Raw genomic sequence first — 17,058 nt, 5'->3', positions numbered from 1 at the left:
GTTTGAGTACAATAATTTAAATAATTTAAATAAATAGTTTATTAAAACTAATATTATTCACTATGTAAATAGCATTATCTATAAATTAATGGTTTGCTCAAACTATTATTCATATTGCTGAATTCACAAAGACACGTATAGCCCATTATTTACATTTATTTACAATAGCGGTTGCGCTTATTTTTATCGATTCATGGTTTTAGCTTACCAAAAAGCCCTAATAGCTAAGCTAAAAGGGCTTTTATGATATAAATAGATATTTTTAAAACCGATACCTAGCCAAATAGTCCAGCAAGATTGGCTAAAAATAACAGCGCAAAACCCGTTAAGAAGATGAGTCCTGCGATAGAGAGTGCATTCATACCAAAAGACAGTTTTTTATGGTTTTTAACCAATGAGTAATTCAACCAGCCAAAGATAGGCGCTGAAACAAACGCCGATATCATGGCAAACTTAAGCATAGTACCTAGTTGTCCAGTAAAGAAAGTGATAATCATCAACCCACCACCGATAGCATAGGTCGTCCAAAAAGCGATTTGCTTTTTGTTGATTTCGCTTTCACCTTTTATTAGACGCCAGCACTCAGCGTTGGCACGGCCATAACCGTCTGCACAGGTAATCGTCGTGCCAAACATACACATAAAGGCGACGAAAGCGACCAATAGACGTGACCATTCACCGATGGTTGCGGTATACATGTTGATCAACTGATTGATATAAGCGCCACCGACCAGCTCAATTTCTTGTCCTGAGCCATACTGTACAAACACACCTAACGATAAGAAGAACAATGCCAAAATGGCAGAAACGGCATAACCGACGTTAAAATCAAGCAAACCTTGGCGATGGGTGGTGTGATCGGCTTTGACTTTGGCAGATGTCCACATCGAGGTAATGGCGGCAAACTCAAGCGGTGCTGGCATCCAGCCCATGAGTGCCACGATGAAACCTAAAGTTGCTAAATCCCAAGGGGAAGCCGCGACAAAGTCAGCAGCCATGACTGTCGGCTTGCCAGCAGCAATGATGACAGCAGCGACGGTCGCAGTCGTCAAGGCAATCATAATCCATTTGGTCACACCATCAAGCAGCTTATAGTGACCCGCAATTAAAAAGAACCAAGAAACCGCCACGATAATCAATGACAGCGCCATCGTCGATAGCCCAAGAGAAGCGGGTAGCATAAAACCTAGTATCACCGCCGCGATGAGCGAGACCGCACCCGTACTAATGACAGCTGATAGGATAGAGAGTATAAAATATACCCACAGATATACTTTTGAGCGTTTGGCATAGCCTGCAATCAAACTCTCGCCAGTGTCATAGACGTAGTCGGTTGCAAAGCGAAAAAATGGATACTTAAAAACGTTGGCTAAAATAATCATAATGGCCAGTTGCCAGCCATATATAGCGCCAGCCTGCGTCGATGAAATCAAATGCGAGCCACCGATAGCAGCGGTTGCCATCAAAATACCGGGACCAAAGATGCGCCAGCTAAAGCCTTCTTGCTGCGATGTCGCGGTATCGTCAGTGGCATTTGGGTTGGTGCGTGGGTTATTGAGTGGTTGTGTGGTCATGAATACCTCTAAATGGTTAAAACGGCAAATTATCACTTACCTGTGTCAGCTTGCCAATGATCATGAGAGAAGGGCTTTATAAACTGCTTAAATATAAAACGATTCATCTTGTATCGACTTTAGCACACCGAAGCCAGTCAGGAGAATGATTATTCTAGTTGTTATTACTATTTGTTTGCATTGCCATTCTTTTTAGTTAGCATAATCAGTTGATAATATCAAGTATTAAGGCTGATTATTTTTTAGCGGTTCTTTATAACACAATATCCATTCAATATCTGATAATTTAAGGCTGTGACACAAATTTTTGCTGCCGATAAGTGATGCCGCGCTGCTCATATACCTGATAGGTGGCGCTCAGCAAATCAGAAATGCTGGGATGAACGAAATCTTTGAGTGTGTGCAGATAAATAGGGGAGGTGACGTTTTCGTGTACTAAACGTTGATAACTGATTTGGTCGGTACGCACGGTCTTTAGGCTAGCAGGCACAAGCGTAATGCCTTCGCCAGCCGCCACCAAGCCTAGCGCTACTTGCAAGTCACTCACCGTCGTAGTCATAAAAGGCGAAATACCGTATTGTGCGAATAAGTGTAGTAAAGGTTCAGTAATAGGCGCGCTATGTGCGGATTGCTCAGCGCTTATGCGTCTGGATTTTGTATTATTATCCAGCTTTGCGCTGGTTGATCTTACGCTAGTCGCTATCGGTAAATGGGTTTGATGGTAGAGAATCAGACGATTATTCGCTAAGTCTATCAACCGTTGCTCCTTTACATGCGCCAAAGGATGCGCTTTTGGTAAGGCGACGACATAACGCTCATGACGTAGTAGTATTTGCTGAATCCATGGATCTTGATGGGGGAAACGCCCAAATCCGATGTCTATCTCACCAGATTTGAGTGCCTCTATTTGTTGATATGAGCTGATGTCTTTGAGATTGACGTCGATATCGGGGCTGGATTGCTTCAACATGGCAATAATTTCAGGAAGCAATCCATAAAGCACGGATGGGACAAAGCCAATATTCAGCATGCTACTGGGCGTCGATAGCCGCTGCGTCATGCTGGTGACGGTATCAATTTCTGTCAATATGGCGCTGATTTTGTCGTAAAAGAATGTACCAGCTTCAGTCAGATGTAGCGGTCTATGGTAGCGATCGACCAATTCCACACCCATATCTGTTTCAAGCTGTTTAAGCAGACGACTCAAGCTTGGTTGTGACAATCCAGTTTTAGTCGCTGCGGCACTAAAGCTCCGTGAATCTGCGATAGCAATAAAAGCGTTGAGCTGTTTTAAATCCATATCTTTATGCTCACTTGTTTATGATGTCACCGTTGCTTGTGGCTTATCTTCTCTTGGCTATTTTGATTATTTTATCCGAATAAGAGCAGTAAGCGACAAATTATGCTTGAAGCGAACGAGGCGAGCTACTATATTGTTTATTAACGTTAGTGTTACAATTTAGCAAACAATAAAAACTTTATTCTTAATTCTAGCTATTATCTACTTTTTCGCGGTAAAAACTGGTTTGGTATTACTTCATGAGCGACAAAAAAAATAGCCCTAATGCGCAGTTAGAGGCAAATTTAGCCAAAATTGCTAATACTAAGCCACGTAAGCGTATGCGTAAAGATAATATCTACGAGCGTTTTATCACGCGTGTCGAAAATGTCGATAGTAATGAGGATAACGCTACTTTCAAAGAAAATGCATTAAAACCACTAGAGAATACCAATCATCTTTCATCGTATGAGCCATTAAGCGCCACAGAGCTAGAATTATTTGCTACTTTAGAGCAAGAAAGCGTGAGCGCAGGTATTAATGTAGATTTTTCTGATGACGATAAAGACGAGGGTTTTTCGACAAATCATGCACCGATAGCTAATACTGACAACTCTTTAGACTCTGATGCAAATAACGATAAATCTTCTTTATATATCGCTGACAGCGCAAATGCTGATGATTTAAAACGTCAAGATTCAGAAAAATTAGCAGCGGAAAAAGTTAGAAACGAACAACTATCTAATAATAACGACGCTGTAAATGACAGTGCCATTGCTAAACAATTAGCAAAATCAAAGGAAAAGCAAGTAAGTAGCAAAAAACCGCTTATTATTGGCATGATATTTGGCTCATTATTGATTGCTATTATTGTAGCAACACTAATTTTCACCGGTGTTCTATCGACCTCAACGAAAACGATTGCACCTGATAGTGCAGAGACGAAAACAACAACGACAGATGCAGCACCAGCTGTTAGCACTGGCAAAGCAGTAGTAACCGATGACAACCAACCTTCTGCTGATACAGGCGCGATAGACAAATCGACAGTGATATCGCAACCAGAGGAATCCCCCACTGAGAATCCAGACACCAATCCTAATGGGGTAGAGACTACTGAAGCCCCATCGACCATGCCAGCAGCTGAGGCAGCCATCACTTATGATGACTTTAGAGAAGAATCCCAAAGTACCTTGTATCGTGAGACCAATGATTAGGGTCTGCTGCACATTCATAATTTCAACTAGTCATTCAATCTAAGGTATATTCTCAATTCAAATGGACTGAATTTTGCCAAGCAGCGTTAAATATCTGCTTAATACCTCGAGATAGTCTGTGCTATTTTACTTATTAGACTGCAATTCATCTCATTTTTATCACCATTTTTCAAATTGCTCATCAGCAATTAGCCATACAATAATAGTGCTTTCAAGCCGCTTATCAGTCAATTCTATCGCTCATACCAAAAATCATTGCAACATACCCGAGAGCCCGTATCCTGAGATCAAGGATACGGTGATAGGCCGTTCATAACATGGATTGACTCGGTATTGAATTATGACTCTCTCAGACAATAAAAGTGATATCAATAAAAGTGTTGGCTTATCCAGTAATTCTAATAACGAGCCACTATTAGCAACCGACACAGCAAAGCTAGCAAAAGACAGTTTGCTGAGTCATGTAAAATGGTTTGCTATAGTGGGTGTCTTGTTGTTAATGACTATATTTGTGTCGGCTCGTTTTTTTTCAACAATCCCTCAAACATCCATGGTAAGTGTTCATCTACCTGTTACGGTAGCTACTCATCAAATCAACGAGTCGGCAGCAGATAGTTCACCTCTAGCAGAGGTTAAAAAAAATCACAATCAGGCTAATGTTGAAGCTAAGCACGCTCAAGTCGAGACTGCTATCAGTTATGGTGATTTTAGACAGGAAGCACAGAATATCTTATATCGTGAGCCAGAAGCGTCTGTCTCACATGTGAACCTAAATACAGCTAGCATTGAGCCTGCGATTAGTCATGAAGATTTTAGAGTAGAAGCAAAAAACATCTTATACCGTGAGGAAAAATAATCAAGTTTATATGCTAATACAATAGCATTGAAACGCAGATGACGACTTATTTAAAACCAGCTATTTGACATATGCATATCTCCAGATAGCTTTGTAAGCAGGCAGAGAAGCTCCTACTCATTGGAGGGATTTGGTTAACTTAGCCTCGTTATATCCTGATATTGAAATAATATAAACGCGAGTAATGAGAGTGCTAATATTCACACCTTCATTAGGAGAAAAATCTGCAAGATTGATTGGCTGACCACTCTTTGAAAAGCAAAGTGGGTATTCAATAAATGGTTGATAAGTTTATTATGCATATTGCATTTTCGACATTTAATTTACAAAGGCGGCAGTATTTTTAACGGCTTTACAAATTATTAATACTGAGTGCTCAGATGCATTTCAATCAAATAGCTGTAATAGAAACATTGTTATAGATTTAATTCTATAGTCAATCCTATATAAATCAGATACGGTGTCAGGCTCGCTTAGTCTACTATTTGTAGTACTTTCGCTCGCCTTCCTTGTATCTGAATTATATTGTACCGGCTATATATTCATAAAGGTTCAAAAAACATTACACTCGTTTCAGTAGGCGCATAAGGTTTATGGTTGCTGTTCTTAGGAATAACAACAACTTCACCAGCGTTCACCTCTACGGTTTTGTCTTCTAATATAATAAATAACTGGCCTGACAATACGTGAAATAGCTTATCTTCATATTCGTGATTATGCCATTCATATTCACCTTTCAATTTAGCCAGTTTTACGGTTAATTGATTAAACTGAGCGATATCAGTAGGCTTCCAAAACTGTTCAATATCATCAAGCTCTTTTTTTATATTCGCTATCAGCAGACTCATGCTTACTCCTTTTTGGTATGTGAATACCATTGAATTATATTTAATTGATAATCATTAACATTAAGATGATTGTTTATTACTAATAATGCTATTATTGCTTCAAGACTGGAGAACTGGCTATTTATACGTGTAAAGCTATTTTTAGCTGGATATAACATAAACACACATACCAAAACATCTTGATTGTATTTATATGGCAAACTTACATGCATTTTACGACCACTATCAGACCGAATACTGGTCTTTCGATCATCCTGATTCTGACTATTTGATTAAACGTCCAACTTATGATGGCAGCTCTGGTTATGGTGACTTACTGAGCTTGCATAATGGTATCGTGCTCGGTCGAAACAGCATTGCTAGCAGCCAATCTTTGGTGGAACCCGCCGCACCATTTTCTTGTGATGTAGGGATGCACTTAATTGTAGATGCGAACTATACCTTACATGCTAGTAATTTACGGACTGATACAAGTATTCATTCGCAGCAAATTTGGCGACGATCAGGAGATTTTGGTGATATAAACTCTATAGTTGACACTGAATATTTGCAGAATTCCCCTATAAATAGCCATATCGTAACAATCGATTTTAATCAAACATTGTTGTCGCGCTGGGCAGAAAGCTTCGCTGTTCCAACATGGCTATTACCTTCTAATAATCAAGATCCTGAAATGGTTCAAGTCAGCTTATCCAACCAGCCACGTCTACTTGCTCGTGCAGCTTATATCCTCTCTTTACCTTGCTGTACTTTGAGTGATCGATTAGCTTTAGAGAGTCAAGCATTGCTGCTTTGCCAAGATATTTTAGGCATTCAAGATATATCAGGCCGATTAGCAAACCAAAAAAGCCAAATTGATCAGGCCGTTGATATTATTCGCCAAGAGTACAGTAATAAATTAACAATTTCCTTGTTGGCTCAACGAGTGGGTATAAACGAATGCTATCTCAAGCAACAGTTCAAACAACAAACGGGTAAAACAATCGGCAGCTTTATCCGTGAACTGCGTATGCAGGAAGCAATGCGTTTGTTGCTAGATGAATATAAAAGCGTCCAAGAGACTGCATGGTATGTTGGCTATCGTGATCCTAGCAATTTCAGTAAAGCTTTTGCCAAATTTTATGGCGTTACACCCACACAACTTATCTAGCCAACCAATAGATGTCAAGCTGCCACAATCTTCTAAAATCAGCTAAATAAGCATTGCTGATATACGACTTATTTATGCCAAACCTATGTTGCGCCTGAGTTAATTCAATCTTTAAACCTTGGTAAATGCTGAGGTGTCGTTCCGAATAAGTTCCCTTATTCACGGTATAACTTCCCAATTTCACCTTATATTCAACTTACCTATTCAAACAAGCATAGTATGATTGATTCTCATTTATGCTTTAATGAAAAATCCTAGCAATGAGTTTTATAGACTGTTGGTGGTATGTTTCAGCGTAGTAAAAAGTCATTCGTAATAAGTAAGAAGAACTTCAATAATGCGCTCACTATCTTTGTTACTCATTTTACTCTGTGCCGTTTCTCTTATGCTGGGCTCAAAACAGACCTCACTTATCGCCCTCTTTAATTTCTCCAACGATGCATGGTTGACCCTAACGGCGAGCCGTATACCACGGCTGATTGCGCTGGTACTGACAGGAGTGGGTTTGTCTGTTAGCGGCGTGATTTTACAGCACATCGTCCGTAACAAGTTTGTTGAGCCCGCAACTTCAGGGGGTTTGGATGCTGCCAAACTTGGCATTTTGGTCTCGCTCACCATGCTTCCTAATGCCAGTACGAGTAGTAAAATGATCTTTGCGCTGGTTTTTTGCTTTGCCTCAAGCTTACTTTTTATTCTCATTATTAGCCGTATTAAGTTTAAGAGCGCTGTTCTTATTCCTGTCCTTGGGTTGATGTATGGCAGTGTGCTGAGCTCAATTGCGGAGTTTTATGCGTATCGCCATAATATTTTACAAAGTATGCAAGGGTGGTTATTGGGAGATTTTTCAAGGGTTGTACAAGGTCATTACGAGCTGATTTATATTATTTTGCCCATCATTGTATTAGCCTATATTTATGCCCATCGCTTTACGGTACTGGGTATGGGCGAGGACATGGCCGCCAGTCTAGGACTCGGCTATGCGGCGACAGCTGCCTTAGGGCTTATGCTAGTCTCAGTAACGGTGGCCGCTTCAGTCATCACCATCGGCGCCATACCTTTTGTGGGGCTGGTTATTCCAAATCTAGTCGCTCTAAAGTACGGGGAAAACCTGTCGCGGACACTGCCAGTAGTCGCCTTAGGCGGTGCTTGTTTGCTGCTGATTTGTGATATTTTTGGGCGGCTCGTCATTTATCCTTTTGAGGTTCCTATTGGCCTTACCGCAGGCGGGGTAGGCGGTGTGATATTCCTTGTGTTAATCATGAGGGGAGTAAGATGAGTACTGCGGCAAAGATTTGGACGACCTTGATAATGATTATATTGCTGGCGCTTATTTTCTTATTTATAGGCTCTGATTTAGATTTTAATTACTTAATTCCTAAGCGTTTGATGCGTCTAGCGACTATTGTTCTCGGTAGTATATGCTTAGCTTTTTCATCTATAATCTTTCAAACTATTGTTGGCAATCGTATTTTGGCACCTTCTATCATGGGCTATGAGGCTGTTTATTTACTGTGGCAAGTGCTGCTGCTGTTTGTGATGGGTACAAATGGACTGATGCTGCTGGGTGTCAGTGGTAATTTTATCGTATCAATCGTATTGATGCTGGCATATTCTTGGGCACTTCATCACTGGCTTTTCCCTCGATGTAAAAATGATGTCTATACCTTGTTGTTGTTTGGCTTGGTACTGACGATGGTCATCGGTACGATTACGCAGTTTATTCAGCTGCGTATTAGCCCCGGAGAGTTTTCGGTTTTTCAGGGGTTGAGCTATACCTCGTTTAATCGATCTCAGCCAGAGACTCTGTTTTATGGAGCGCTTGCGGTAGCCACCGTACTATGGGTTAGTCGTAAAACATTGCCTGTCTTAGATGTGATGGCGCTTGGCCGTGAGCAGTCGCTGTCTCTTGGTGTAAACCATCCTAAATACGTTAAGTTATATCTTGCTTTAATTGCCATTTTGGTGGCTGTGTCAACGAGCTTGATCGGTCCTACGGTATTTATGGGCGTGTTCATTGCCAACATCGCTTATGCGCTTGCAGGGAGTAACTGGCATAGAGTCACCTTACCCATCGCTTGCGCCATTACTATCGCCATATTTTTAATCGCTCAAATCTTTGTTGAGCATGTCTTTAATTATAAAACCAGTGTCAGTATTCTCGTCAACCTTGTGGGTGGCATCTATTTTCTCGCGCTGACTGTCCGTACTAGAGGGTTCACATGATTACCATCAACCATGTCCATAAAAACTATGGCAAAAAATCTGTGCTATCAGATATTAGCCTAGAATTTCAGGCTGGCAGTGTTACCTCTTTAATTGGTCCTAATGGTGCTGGAAAATCCACCTTGTTGATGATGATGGCAAGGCTATTGGAGCCAAGTAGTGGTCAGATATCATTCAATGATCGTGACATCCGTGAGATTGGTACTTCTGAATACGCGCATCACGTTGCGACATTACGGCAGTCTCCAGGGTTTAATCTACGATTAACCGTGGAAGAGCTGATCTCCTTTGGGCGCTTTCCGTATAGCCGTGGTGCGTTAACCACAGAAGATCGACGCATCATTGATGAGGCCATTGATTTTTTGGCATTAGAGCCTCTACGTCATTCTTATTTGGATGAATTAAGTGGTGGACAGCGGCAAATGGCTTTTTTGGCGATGACCATCGCGCAACAAACAGACGTGTTGTTATTGGATGAGCCACTAAACAATCTTGACATGAAGCATGCAGTACAAATCATGCAAGCCTTACGCCGTCTATGTGATGAGCAGGGGCGCACGGTTATTTTGGTGATTCATGATATCAATTTTGCAGCCAACTATTCTGACCATATTGTGGCGTTGAAGAATGGCACGCTTAGCTTTAGTGGTCTGTCTGAACAGGTCGTGACAGAAGCCAACTTAAGTGAGTTATACGATCTTGATTTTGAGATCATTCGTAGTGAACGTGGTTGCCTGTGCAACTACTTCAATTTATCAGGGGATGCAGTATGAATTTGAGTAAGAGAGATTGGGTTTGGGTACTGGTCATGTCGGCAGCGGTATCATTACAAGGATGCGAAAAAACTTCTACTGAGCTGACAAATGAGCCAGCACACGCGTCACAAAAACTTGAGACGCCCATCACGATCAAGCATGAGCTTGGTACTACTGTCATCAATAATCGACCGCAACGCGTCGCGGTACTGGATATGAATGAAGCTGATTTTTTGGATCAGCTCGATGTTCCGATTGCAGGAATGGTCAAAGACTATATTCCGCACTTTCTTTCGCAGTACAAAGCGGATGACGCAGTAGAGGACTTGGGCGCTATTGTTCAGCCAAATATGGAACGTATCCATGCGCTACATCCTGATCTGATTTTGATGACCCCGCTTCACGCCGCTAACTATCAAGAGCTGTCAGGGATTGCACCGACTCTACATTTCGATGTGAATTTTAATAACAGTCAGCAGCATATAGCCAGTGTTAAAAGCCACTTATTAACTTTAGGTCGTATTTTTGATAAGGAGGCATTGGCAGAACAAAAAGCCACGCAGTTAGATGCAAGAGTCAAAGAGGTTCAGGACTTCACAAAAAACCGCTCAGAAAAAGCACTGGTTGTCTTACACAATAATGGGGCTTTTAGCAATTTTGGGCTGCAATCACGCTATGGTTTTATCTTTAATGACTTGGGTGTCAAGCCTGCGAGTACGATTGTAGAGACCAGCCTACATGGACAGCCGATTTCTAGTGAGTTTATACAGCAGGCAGATCCAGACATTCTTTATATTGTAGACCGTACCGCTGTCATGGAGCATCGCGCTATTATCAATCCTGATGATGTGAGCAACCCTTTACTTCGTCAAACAACAGCATGGAAAAATGGTCGTGTTGTTTTTGTTGATGCAGATGCGTGGTATATAGCAGCCGCTAGCCCAACCTCATTAAACATCATAATGGACGATGTCCTCAAAGGCTATCAGCCAACGTCCTAGAGACACTCTAGGAACCTTCTAAGACGAACGATGTTTTTTAACGTAGGACTAGGACACGCTCTAGTGAATAATTAAGTGAGAAAGAGAGGGCTCTTTTTATCCTAAATTGTTAATGATTATCATTTGTGTTTTTATTCGCATTATTATTTTCCATCAAAACAAGAGGACGTTTCCATGCACCAACTTCAACACTTAGATCATAAAAATAGGGTCAAACAGCGGGCGACACTGACCAAACCTTCTTTCGCGCTCAATTATATCGTATCAGCAAGACTTGCCATGTCTTTGAGCCTAGTCGCTGGGACGGTATTCATCTGTATGCCATCAGCGTATGCACAGACAAATAGTAATGTGACACATAGTGAGCAAACCACTGAGTCTGGCAATGGAGCGCAAAACCCACCGTTAGAGGAGGATAACAACGTTCCTACAGTGACCTTGCCTGCGATAACAGTAGTGGCAGAACGCAACGACAATCCTATCTACTCAGGTGGGCAGGTGACCTATACCAATCACGCTGGATTCTTGGGAAATAAGGATTTTTTAGAGACGCCGTTTAGTGCCATCAGCTATACCGATAAATTTATTGAAGATCAGCAAGCCACCGATATTACGGCTGTCATCGCTGCTACTGATCCTGCCGTCTTTAGCAGTGGGGTTGGTGGCCAGAATCTTGAAAGTTATTCTATCCGTGGATTCTCTTCAGACGTTGGTGATGTTACGGTAGACGGGCTATTCGGTATGGCACCTTATTATCGTAGCTCACCTGAGATGTTTGAGCGTATCGAAGTACTCAAAGGGCCCTCAGCTTTATTGAATGGTATGCCGCCCAAAGGCTCAGTAGGCGGTGCAGTCAACCTAGTGCCTAAACGAGCAGGCGATGAGCCGTTGACGCGAGTGACGGCAAGATATTTATCAGACTCACAACTTGGTGGGCATGTGGATGTAGGACGTCGTTTTGGTGAAGACAAGCAGTTTGGTGTTCGGATTAATGGTGCTTATAGAGAGGGTGATAGTGCAGTAAATGATCAAAAAAAACAAGCGCAACTGGCTTCTGTTGCACTGGACTGGAAAGGAGAGCGTGCTCGATTATCGACAGATCTTTATCATAGTAAAGATCGTGTCGATGGACCGACTCGCGGTCTCACCCTAGCACCAGGATTGTCGATTCCTAAGCCGCCCAAACCAGAGACGCTACTGAACCCAAGCTGGGCATTTAATGATAGTGAAGATAAGGGGCTAATGATACGTGGTGAATATGATGTGACTGACGATTTAATGATTTATGGTGCGGGCGGAAATAGTAAAACAAAATTTAAGTCGCAGAGTGCCTCTGTCGCGCAGATTATCAATGCCGCAGGAGATTATCGGACTAACCTTGGAGAAGTTGATGATGAAGTCGAAAGACAGTCTGCTGAGATAGGGTTAAAAAGTAAATTCCAAACAGGACGAGTTAATCATCAATTGGCATTTAACATCGTTGACTATCAGGAAGATTATGATTTAAGTGCTAGAAGGGGTTTATTAGCTGAAGACTGGGTCACGAACATATATAAACCAGTATGGGAGTCGCGTAATATTCCCTTCAATTCTCCTGCGCTACTGAACACAAAAACGAATTTGACCAGCTATGGTCTTGCAGACACACTGTCTTTTGCTGAGGATAAATATCAGCTGACTTTAGGACTGCGACATCAACAGGTAGAAAGTAAACAAGCAGGTATGCTGGCATCAGCAAAGGATTACAACGAAAGTGCGACTACGCCATCAATAGCGCTACTAAGTAAAGTAAACGATCAAGTTTCTTTGTATGCTAACTATATAGAAGGTTTGAGCCAAGGTTCTACTGCACCGATAGATGCAGAAAATGCTGGTGAAATGTTTGCCCCTTATAAGACGCAACAAAAAGAAGTTGGCGTAAAGCTTGATCTTGGTGAGTTCTCACATACCCTAAGTGTTTATGAAATAGAGAAACCTAATAGCTATTTAGACCCTGTTAGTAATATCTTTTCTTATGCTGGCGAACAGCGTAACCGAGGTGTTGAATGGGGGTTTTTTGGCTCACCCATTGAAGATATACGCCTAATGGGTGGGGTTTCATATATTGATGCGAAGCTAACCAAGACGCTTGGTGGCGTTAATGAGGGTAATAGAGCTACAGGTGTCCCACAATGGCAGTCTAAGCTTGGTGTTGAATGGGATCTACCTTTTATTCAAGACTTGACATTGACAGCTAATGCAAACTCGATATCTAAGCAATATCTTGACGCAGGCAACTCACTGTCATTACCAGGTCGCACTGTATATGATTTAGGTGCACGTTATGCCACCTCTATTGATAAAAAGCCGCTGACATTAAGAACGAGTGTTGCTAACGTAACTAATAAAGCTTATTGGGCAAAGCCGCATTATACCAGTCTTGGCTTGGGTGAGCCGCGTACATTTATGCTGTCAGCCACAATGGATTTTTGATTTGAGTTAAGGCGTGTTTGTAATATCATTATAGATTAGTGAATTATAGTGCTAAAGATTTGCCGCACCCAAATAGGAAATTTATTAGCATATAATTCACTCTTCTGTGAGTTCAAGGCTCAAAAAGTAGATGAGACGTAGACTTAGCGATATCAATAATTACTCGTTATTCTACTGGCAAGTTGTTACCTAAAGCATAAATAGAATGGTGCCTATTGGAGTGCTTTTTATGGCACTTAAATTGCTAGCCACGTTAACCTTAGCATTGCTTGTGTTGGTAAATGAAGGAGTGAGCCACAGCTCCATAATCATGCTTAGCAGAACGAAAGTGACACCTACTGTACGCCCAGTATTTATCTCTCTTGCCGGCAAATTCATAAGACCGTATTGGACTAATATTAATGAAATGAGCAGTAGCATACTACCACGGCGAGCCACTTCTGGTAATTGTTGTTCTAAATCCATAGTACATCGACGTCGCCAGCAGCTTCCACCGCTCGTCCCAAGATCACAATCACCTTAGCTTGAGCATCCAGCTCATGACTACTACGCTAATCGTTGTCGAAATTAAGCAAACTAACAAAGCCACTGAAATAAAAATAGCAATGAGTTTGCCTTTTGAGAGGACGGCAATATAGTCAGTTCAATCTCATTTGGCGTTCTGGTACGTTTGGCATCTTCTATCGTACCAAGGCCATCATATGCTCTAAGAAGCCTTGTTCAGGCGCTTGGGTGATATGAATAATATATCAGTGTTGAGCCATATAGAAAGCTATTAATTGAATTATGGATACCGCTTAGATATCAAATCTTGAGTGACGCTGGAGTAGTATTTTTTCGGAAGCAATAGGGTTTTTAATATTGTAAATAATTATAGAAACAAAAATAATTATCATTTACAATATTGTTCACAAAGTTAGTACACACAGCATTATTAGCTAAATATAACTTTTACCACTCTTTGATCCTCCAATTAAGTGAAGTGAATATGAAACGCCACCATCAAGTTGCTCTATCCTTTCTTACCTTTTGTATCAGCCAGCAACTATATGCACAAAACAATGTCAGTGCTATGGACATCGCTTCAAATACGATGCTTTCAGAAGACTTAGCTGTCAACGCCGCCTCAAGTGAGTTACCAAACGCGACTTTAGATACCATTACGGTCACTGCTACAGCAAGGACAGGAACGGCTTTGGCACAAAAAATTAGTGAGATGCCCGCCGTCACACAGGTAATTACCGAAAATGAGCTACAAATGCAGGCGACAGGTAATCGTACTACTGGAGATATATTGGCTCAGCTGATTCCAAGTTTGGGGGCAAGTAGTGGCTCAACCAGTAACTATGGCACGACCATGCATGGCCGTCCCGTGCAGTTTTTGCTGAATGGTGTGCCATTGAGTGGCTCACGCAGCCTTTCACGCGAGCTAAACAGTATCGATCCTGCGCAGCTTGAGCGGGTAGAGGTGCTGTCTGGTGCGACCAGTATTTATGGGGCTGGCGCGGCTGGTGGTCTGATTAACCTCGTCACAAAATCTATGGTGGGTTATGGTCCTATTAGACAAACCAGAATCGGCGTCAGTAGCAGCCGTAATTTTGACTCAGATTCATTGGGCTATCATGTGGGGCAGACATTAGGCTATGGCGGTGAGCGAGTTTATGGTCGCCTAGATGTGGATTATGAAACGAAAGGCGGCAAGTTCGATAGTCATGATAATCGCATCAGCCCAGACGTCAATCAAACTGACCAACAAGATACCGAGTCGCTAAGTATTAATGGTAGCTTGGGTATAGAGCTCACTGACAGCCAACGTCTTGATTTGGCAGTGACTTACTATAATGATGAGCAGGATACTGACTATGGTCCAGATTATGGTAAAAATCTACAAGTATTATTAAAACCGAAAAAACTACCACCATCTTTAAAAGCGATTGACGGTGCTGACGTAGAAAACGAGCCTTATACGACTAAGACATCAGTCAACCTTAACTATAATAATGATGATATTGCAGGCTCAAATCTGAGCGTGACTGGGTACTATCGAGACGAAAAAGGCCGTTTTTATCCTTCTGGTAAAGTTTTCCCTGCACAAGCGGGCGAAGTCTGGGTGGCTAATGGCCTTACCGATGAGAGTACGCTAAAAGAATTACTGGGCGGGGCAGTCGTCGTCACTCAATCAGAAGCTAACATTGAGGTGATGGGTCTACGCGCCGCCATGCAAACGGATAGTAAAATTGCGGGTAAAAAGACGCTGTTTAGCTATGGTATGGATGTTGAGCGCGAAAAAAGCGAGCAAACTTATGAAGGTCAAGACTTAGATAAATTTAAGGCCAGTAACGGTCTAAGTGCTCAGCCAAGTGGTCTTAGCTATAATGGTGGACCAGATACCACCATTGATAAATGGGGCGCTTTTGTCAATGCCGATATAGACTTGACGGATAAGTGGCATACCAGTGCAGGCGTGCGCTATCAAAAATTGAAAGCAGAAACGGCTACTTTCACGCCCATTTATGAGCAATTGCTCGAAGAGTATTTTAATGATCCTCTCATCAACGGTGTCAGTAATGCTTACGGCATTGACTATCAGGCTGGTCAAGTGGAAAAGGGCAATACAGACCACGATAAAACCCTATTTAATATCGGTACCAGCTATCAATTAACCCCAAATGACCAAGTATTTGCCAATTTTTCACAAGGCTTTACGACTGCTGACATTCAGCGTGCGCTACGTGATGTACGGGCAGGCTTTGTCGTCAACTCAGACAATGTACAACCTATCGCAATCGACAATTACGAGTTGGGCTGGCAGGGCAAGCATGGCGATACAGCAGCACGATTGAGCGGTTTTTATAATAAATCAGATAAAACCGTGCGCTTTACCAATGACTATACGGTAGAAGTCGTCGATACTGATGAGCGCGTCTACGGAATAGAAGGTTCGCTCAGCCATGATATTGATGATCAATGGCAATTGGGTGGCAGTGTCGCCTATACTCGTGGTCAGTATGATAAAGATGGTGATTGGTTGGAGCTTGATGCCGTACGCTTGACACCCCTTAAAGGCACTGCATTTGCACAATACAACTTTGATGAAGGCAGCAATGTACGTCTACAAGCATTAGCAATTGGCGGTGATGATAAAGCCTTTAAGGATCAACAAAAAGATCCTGATTCTAGAGCATTACCAGTCACAGGTTATATGACACTTGATGTATTAGGACAAGTCAAAATGCCGGTAGGTCGAGTAAACTATGGGGTTTACAACTTACTCAATAAGGATTATCTAACGGTCTATCATCAAACAACCTATGGTGACTTGAATCGTCTACCTGCCTCGGGAACAACTTACGGATTGAGCTACACTGTGGATTACTAAAAATAATATCAGAAAACCTTTTACGCTAATTATTGGATAGCGTAAAAGGTTTTTACATTTTTCAAAATCAATGCCATTTCTTATAATAGTAAGCCTATAGCATTATCATATAGACTGTATTTAAACAGGCATTCAGTGACTAAGTTCATGAACTTCGAATATGATTAAAAATCTAATTTATCTATATCCTGATTCATAATAACTATCATTTATGTTAATCAACATTCTCCTAGCCGTTATTCGGTCTCAACTTTGTCTTTAAGTCTTTAAAAGACCTTTCAGTTAGTACACTGTCTATGAGTAA

At 41.7% G+C, this 17,058-nt stretch carries 13 protein-coding genes; 9 read left to right on the top strand and 4 right to left on the bottom strand.

Annotated features, from left to right (window positions below; genetic code table 11):
- Positions 1–275 precede the first annotated feature (275 nt).
- Positions 276–1,574 (bottom strand): NRAMP family divalent metal transporter, encoded by a 1,299-nt coding sequence (locus JMW64_RS07445; protein WP_406947488.1) that lies wholly within the window; start codon positions 1,572–1,574, stop codon positions 276–278.
- A 286-nt stretch (positions 1,575–1,860) separates the two neighbouring features.
- Positions 1,861–2,874, bottom strand: coding sequence for a LysR family transcriptional regulator (locus JMW64_RS07440; protein WP_201553851.1), 1,014 nt, complete (start codon positions 2,872–2,874; stop codon positions 1,861–1,863).
- Between the two features lie 239 nt (positions 2,875–3,113).
- On the opposite strand from JMW64_RS07440, the gene JMW64_RS07435 reads away from it, so the two are divergent.
- Both JMW64_RS07435 and JMW64_RS07430 read left to right on the top strand, forming a co-directional pair.
- Positions 3,114–4,070: a hypothetical protein gene (locus JMW64_RS07435; protein WP_201501281.1), complete on the top strand. Its 957-nt coding sequence runs from the start codon at positions 3,114–3,116 to the stop codon at positions 4,068–4,070.
- 340 nt (positions 4,071–4,410) lie between these two features.
- Positions 4,411–4,926 carry a hypothetical protein gene (locus tag JMW64_RS07430; RefSeq protein WP_201501280.1) on the top strand — a complete coding sequence of 172 codons (516 nt, stop codon included), beginning with the start codon at positions 4,411–4,413 and terminating at the stop codon, positions 4,924–4,926.
- 542 nt (positions 4,927–5,468) lie between these two features.
- Here JMW64_RS07430 and JMW64_RS07425 read toward each other — a convergent pair.
- Positions 5,469–5,774 carry a cupin domain-containing protein gene (locus tag JMW64_RS07425; protein WP_060491130.1) on the bottom strand — a complete coding sequence of 102 codons (306 nt, stop codon included), beginning with the start codon at positions 5,772–5,774 and terminating at the stop codon, positions 5,469–5,471.
- 193 nt (positions 5,775–5,967) lie between these two features.
- On the opposite strand from JMW64_RS07425, the gene JMW64_RS07420 reads away from it, so the two are divergent.
- The 6 genes from JMW64_RS07420 to JMW64_RS07395 all read left to right on the top strand — a co-directional run bounded on the left by JMW64_RS07420 (position 5,968) and on the right by JMW64_RS07395 (position 13,375).
- Positions 5,968–6,924, top strand: coding sequence for a helix-turn-helix domain-containing protein (locus JMW64_RS07420; RefSeq protein ID WP_198329938.1), 957 nt, complete (start codon positions 5,968–5,970; stop codon positions 6,922–6,924).
- 337 nt (positions 6,925–7,261) lie between these two features.
- Complete coding sequence (locus tag JMW64_RS07415) at positions 7,262–8,200, top strand: ABC transporter permease (protein ID WP_193007411.1); 939 nt, start codon at positions 7,262–7,264, stop codon at positions 8,198–8,200.
- Between the two features lie 32 nt (positions 8,201–8,232).
- On the top strand, positions 8,233–9,147 hold the full coding sequence (locus tag JMW64_RS07410) for an iron chelate uptake ABC transporter family permease subunit (protein ID WP_372860370.1): 915 nt from the start codon (positions 8,233–8,235) through the stop codon (positions 9,145–9,147).
- On the top strand, positions 9,144–9,920 hold the full coding sequence (locus JMW64_RS07405) for an iron ABC transporter ATP-binding protein (RefSeq protein ID WP_193007409.1): 777 nt from the start codon (positions 9,144–9,146) through the stop codon (positions 9,918–9,920). The genes JMW64_RS07410 and JMW64_RS07405 overlap by 4 nt, the downstream gene beginning before the upstream one ends.
- Complete coding sequence (locus tag JMW64_RS07400; protein ID WP_201553850.1) at positions 9,917–10,903, top strand: siderophore ABC transporter substrate-binding protein; 987 nt, start codon at positions 9,917–9,919, stop codon at positions 10,901–10,903. Before JMW64_RS07405 ends, JMW64_RS07400 begins: the two co-directional genes overlap by 4 nt.
- Positions 10,904–11,077: 174 nt before the next feature.
- Positions 11,078–13,375, top strand: a complete 2,298-nt coding sequence (locus JMW64_RS07395) for a TonB-dependent receptor (RefSeq protein WP_198329933.1) — start codon at positions 11,078–11,080, stop codon at positions 13,373–13,375.
- A gap of 189 nt (positions 13,376–13,564) precedes the next feature.
- Here the strand turns inward: JMW64_RS07395 and JMW64_RS07390 are convergent, their stop codons facing one another.
- Positions 13,565–13,840 carry a hypothetical protein gene (locus tag JMW64_RS07390; protein WP_193007407.1) on the bottom strand — a complete coding sequence of 92 codons (276 nt, stop codon included), beginning with the start codon at positions 13,838–13,840 and terminating at the stop codon, positions 13,565–13,567.
- Between the two features lie 523 nt (positions 13,841–14,363).
- On the opposite strand from JMW64_RS07390, the gene JMW64_RS07385 reads away from it, so the two are divergent.
- Positions 14,364–16,754, top strand: a complete 2,391-nt coding sequence (locus JMW64_RS07385) for a TonB-dependent receptor (protein ID WP_193007406.1) — start codon at positions 14,364–14,366, stop codon at positions 16,752–16,754.
- Positions 16,755–17,058 lie beyond the last annotated feature (304 nt).

This window comes from Psychrobacter immobilis (assembly GCF_904846065.1).
In the GTDB taxonomy this organism is placed as follows: Bacteria; Pseudomonadota; Gammaproteobacteria; order Pseudomonadales; family Moraxellaceae; genus Psychrobacter; species Psychrobacter immobilis_H.
Note: the sequence above shows the minus strand (reverse complement) of the source record. Positions and strands in the feature narration are given on the sequence as shown.

What these genes read in the sequence shown, in the direction of transcription:
- JMW64_RS07385 (WP_193007406.1), top strand. Translation starts at nt 14,364, where the DNA reads ATGAAACGCCACCATCAAGTTGCTCTATCCTTTCTTACCTTTTGTATC.
- JMW64_RS07395 (WP_198329933.1), top strand. Translation starts at nt 11,078, where the DNA reads ATGCACCAACTTCAACACTTAGATCATAAAAATAGGGTCAAACAGCGG.
- JMW64_RS07420 (WP_198329938.1), top strand. Translation starts at nt 5,968, where the DNA reads ATGGCAAACTTACATGCATTTTACGACCACTATCAGACCGAATACTGG.
- JMW64_RS07405 (WP_193007409.1), top strand. Translation starts at nt 9,144, where the DNA reads ATGATTACCATCAACCATGTCCATAAAAACTATGGCAAAAAATCTGTG.
- JMW64_RS07425 (WP_060491130.1), bottom strand. Translation starts at nt 5,774, where the DNA reads ATGAGTCTGCTGATAGCGAATATAAAAAAAGAGCTTGATGATATTGAA.
- JMW64_RS07445 (WP_406947488.1), bottom strand. Translation starts at nt 1,574, where the DNA reads ATGACCACACAACCACTCAATAACCCACGCACCAACCCAAATGCCACT.
- JMW64_RS07415 (WP_193007411.1), top strand. Translation starts at nt 7,262, where the DNA reads ATGCGCTCACTATCTTTGTTACTCATTTTACTCTGTGCCGTTTCTCTT.
- JMW64_RS07390 (WP_193007407.1), bottom strand. Translation starts at nt 13,840, where the DNA reads ATGGATTTAGAACAACAATTACCAGAAGTGGCTCGCCGTGGTAGTATG.
- JMW64_RS07410 (WP_372860370.1), top strand. Translation starts at nt 8,233, where the DNA reads ATGATTATATTGCTGGCGCTTATTTTCTTATTTATAGGCTCTGATTTA.
- JMW64_RS07430 (WP_201501280.1), top strand. Translation starts at nt 4,411, where the DNA reads ATGACTCTCTCAGACAATAAAAGTGATATCAATAAAAGTGTTGGCTTA.
- JMW64_RS07435 (WP_201501281.1), top strand. Translation starts at nt 3,114, where the DNA reads ATGAGCGACAAAAAAAATAGCCCTAATGCGCAGTTAGAGGCAAATTTA.
- JMW64_RS07440 (WP_201553851.1), bottom strand. Translation starts at nt 2,874, where the DNA reads ATGGATTTAAAACAGCTCAACGCTTTTATTGCTATCGCAGATTCACGG.
- JMW64_RS07400 (WP_201553850.1), top strand. Translation starts at nt 9,917, where the DNA reads ATGAATTTGAGTAAGAGAGATTGGGTTTGGGTACTGGTCATGTCGGCA.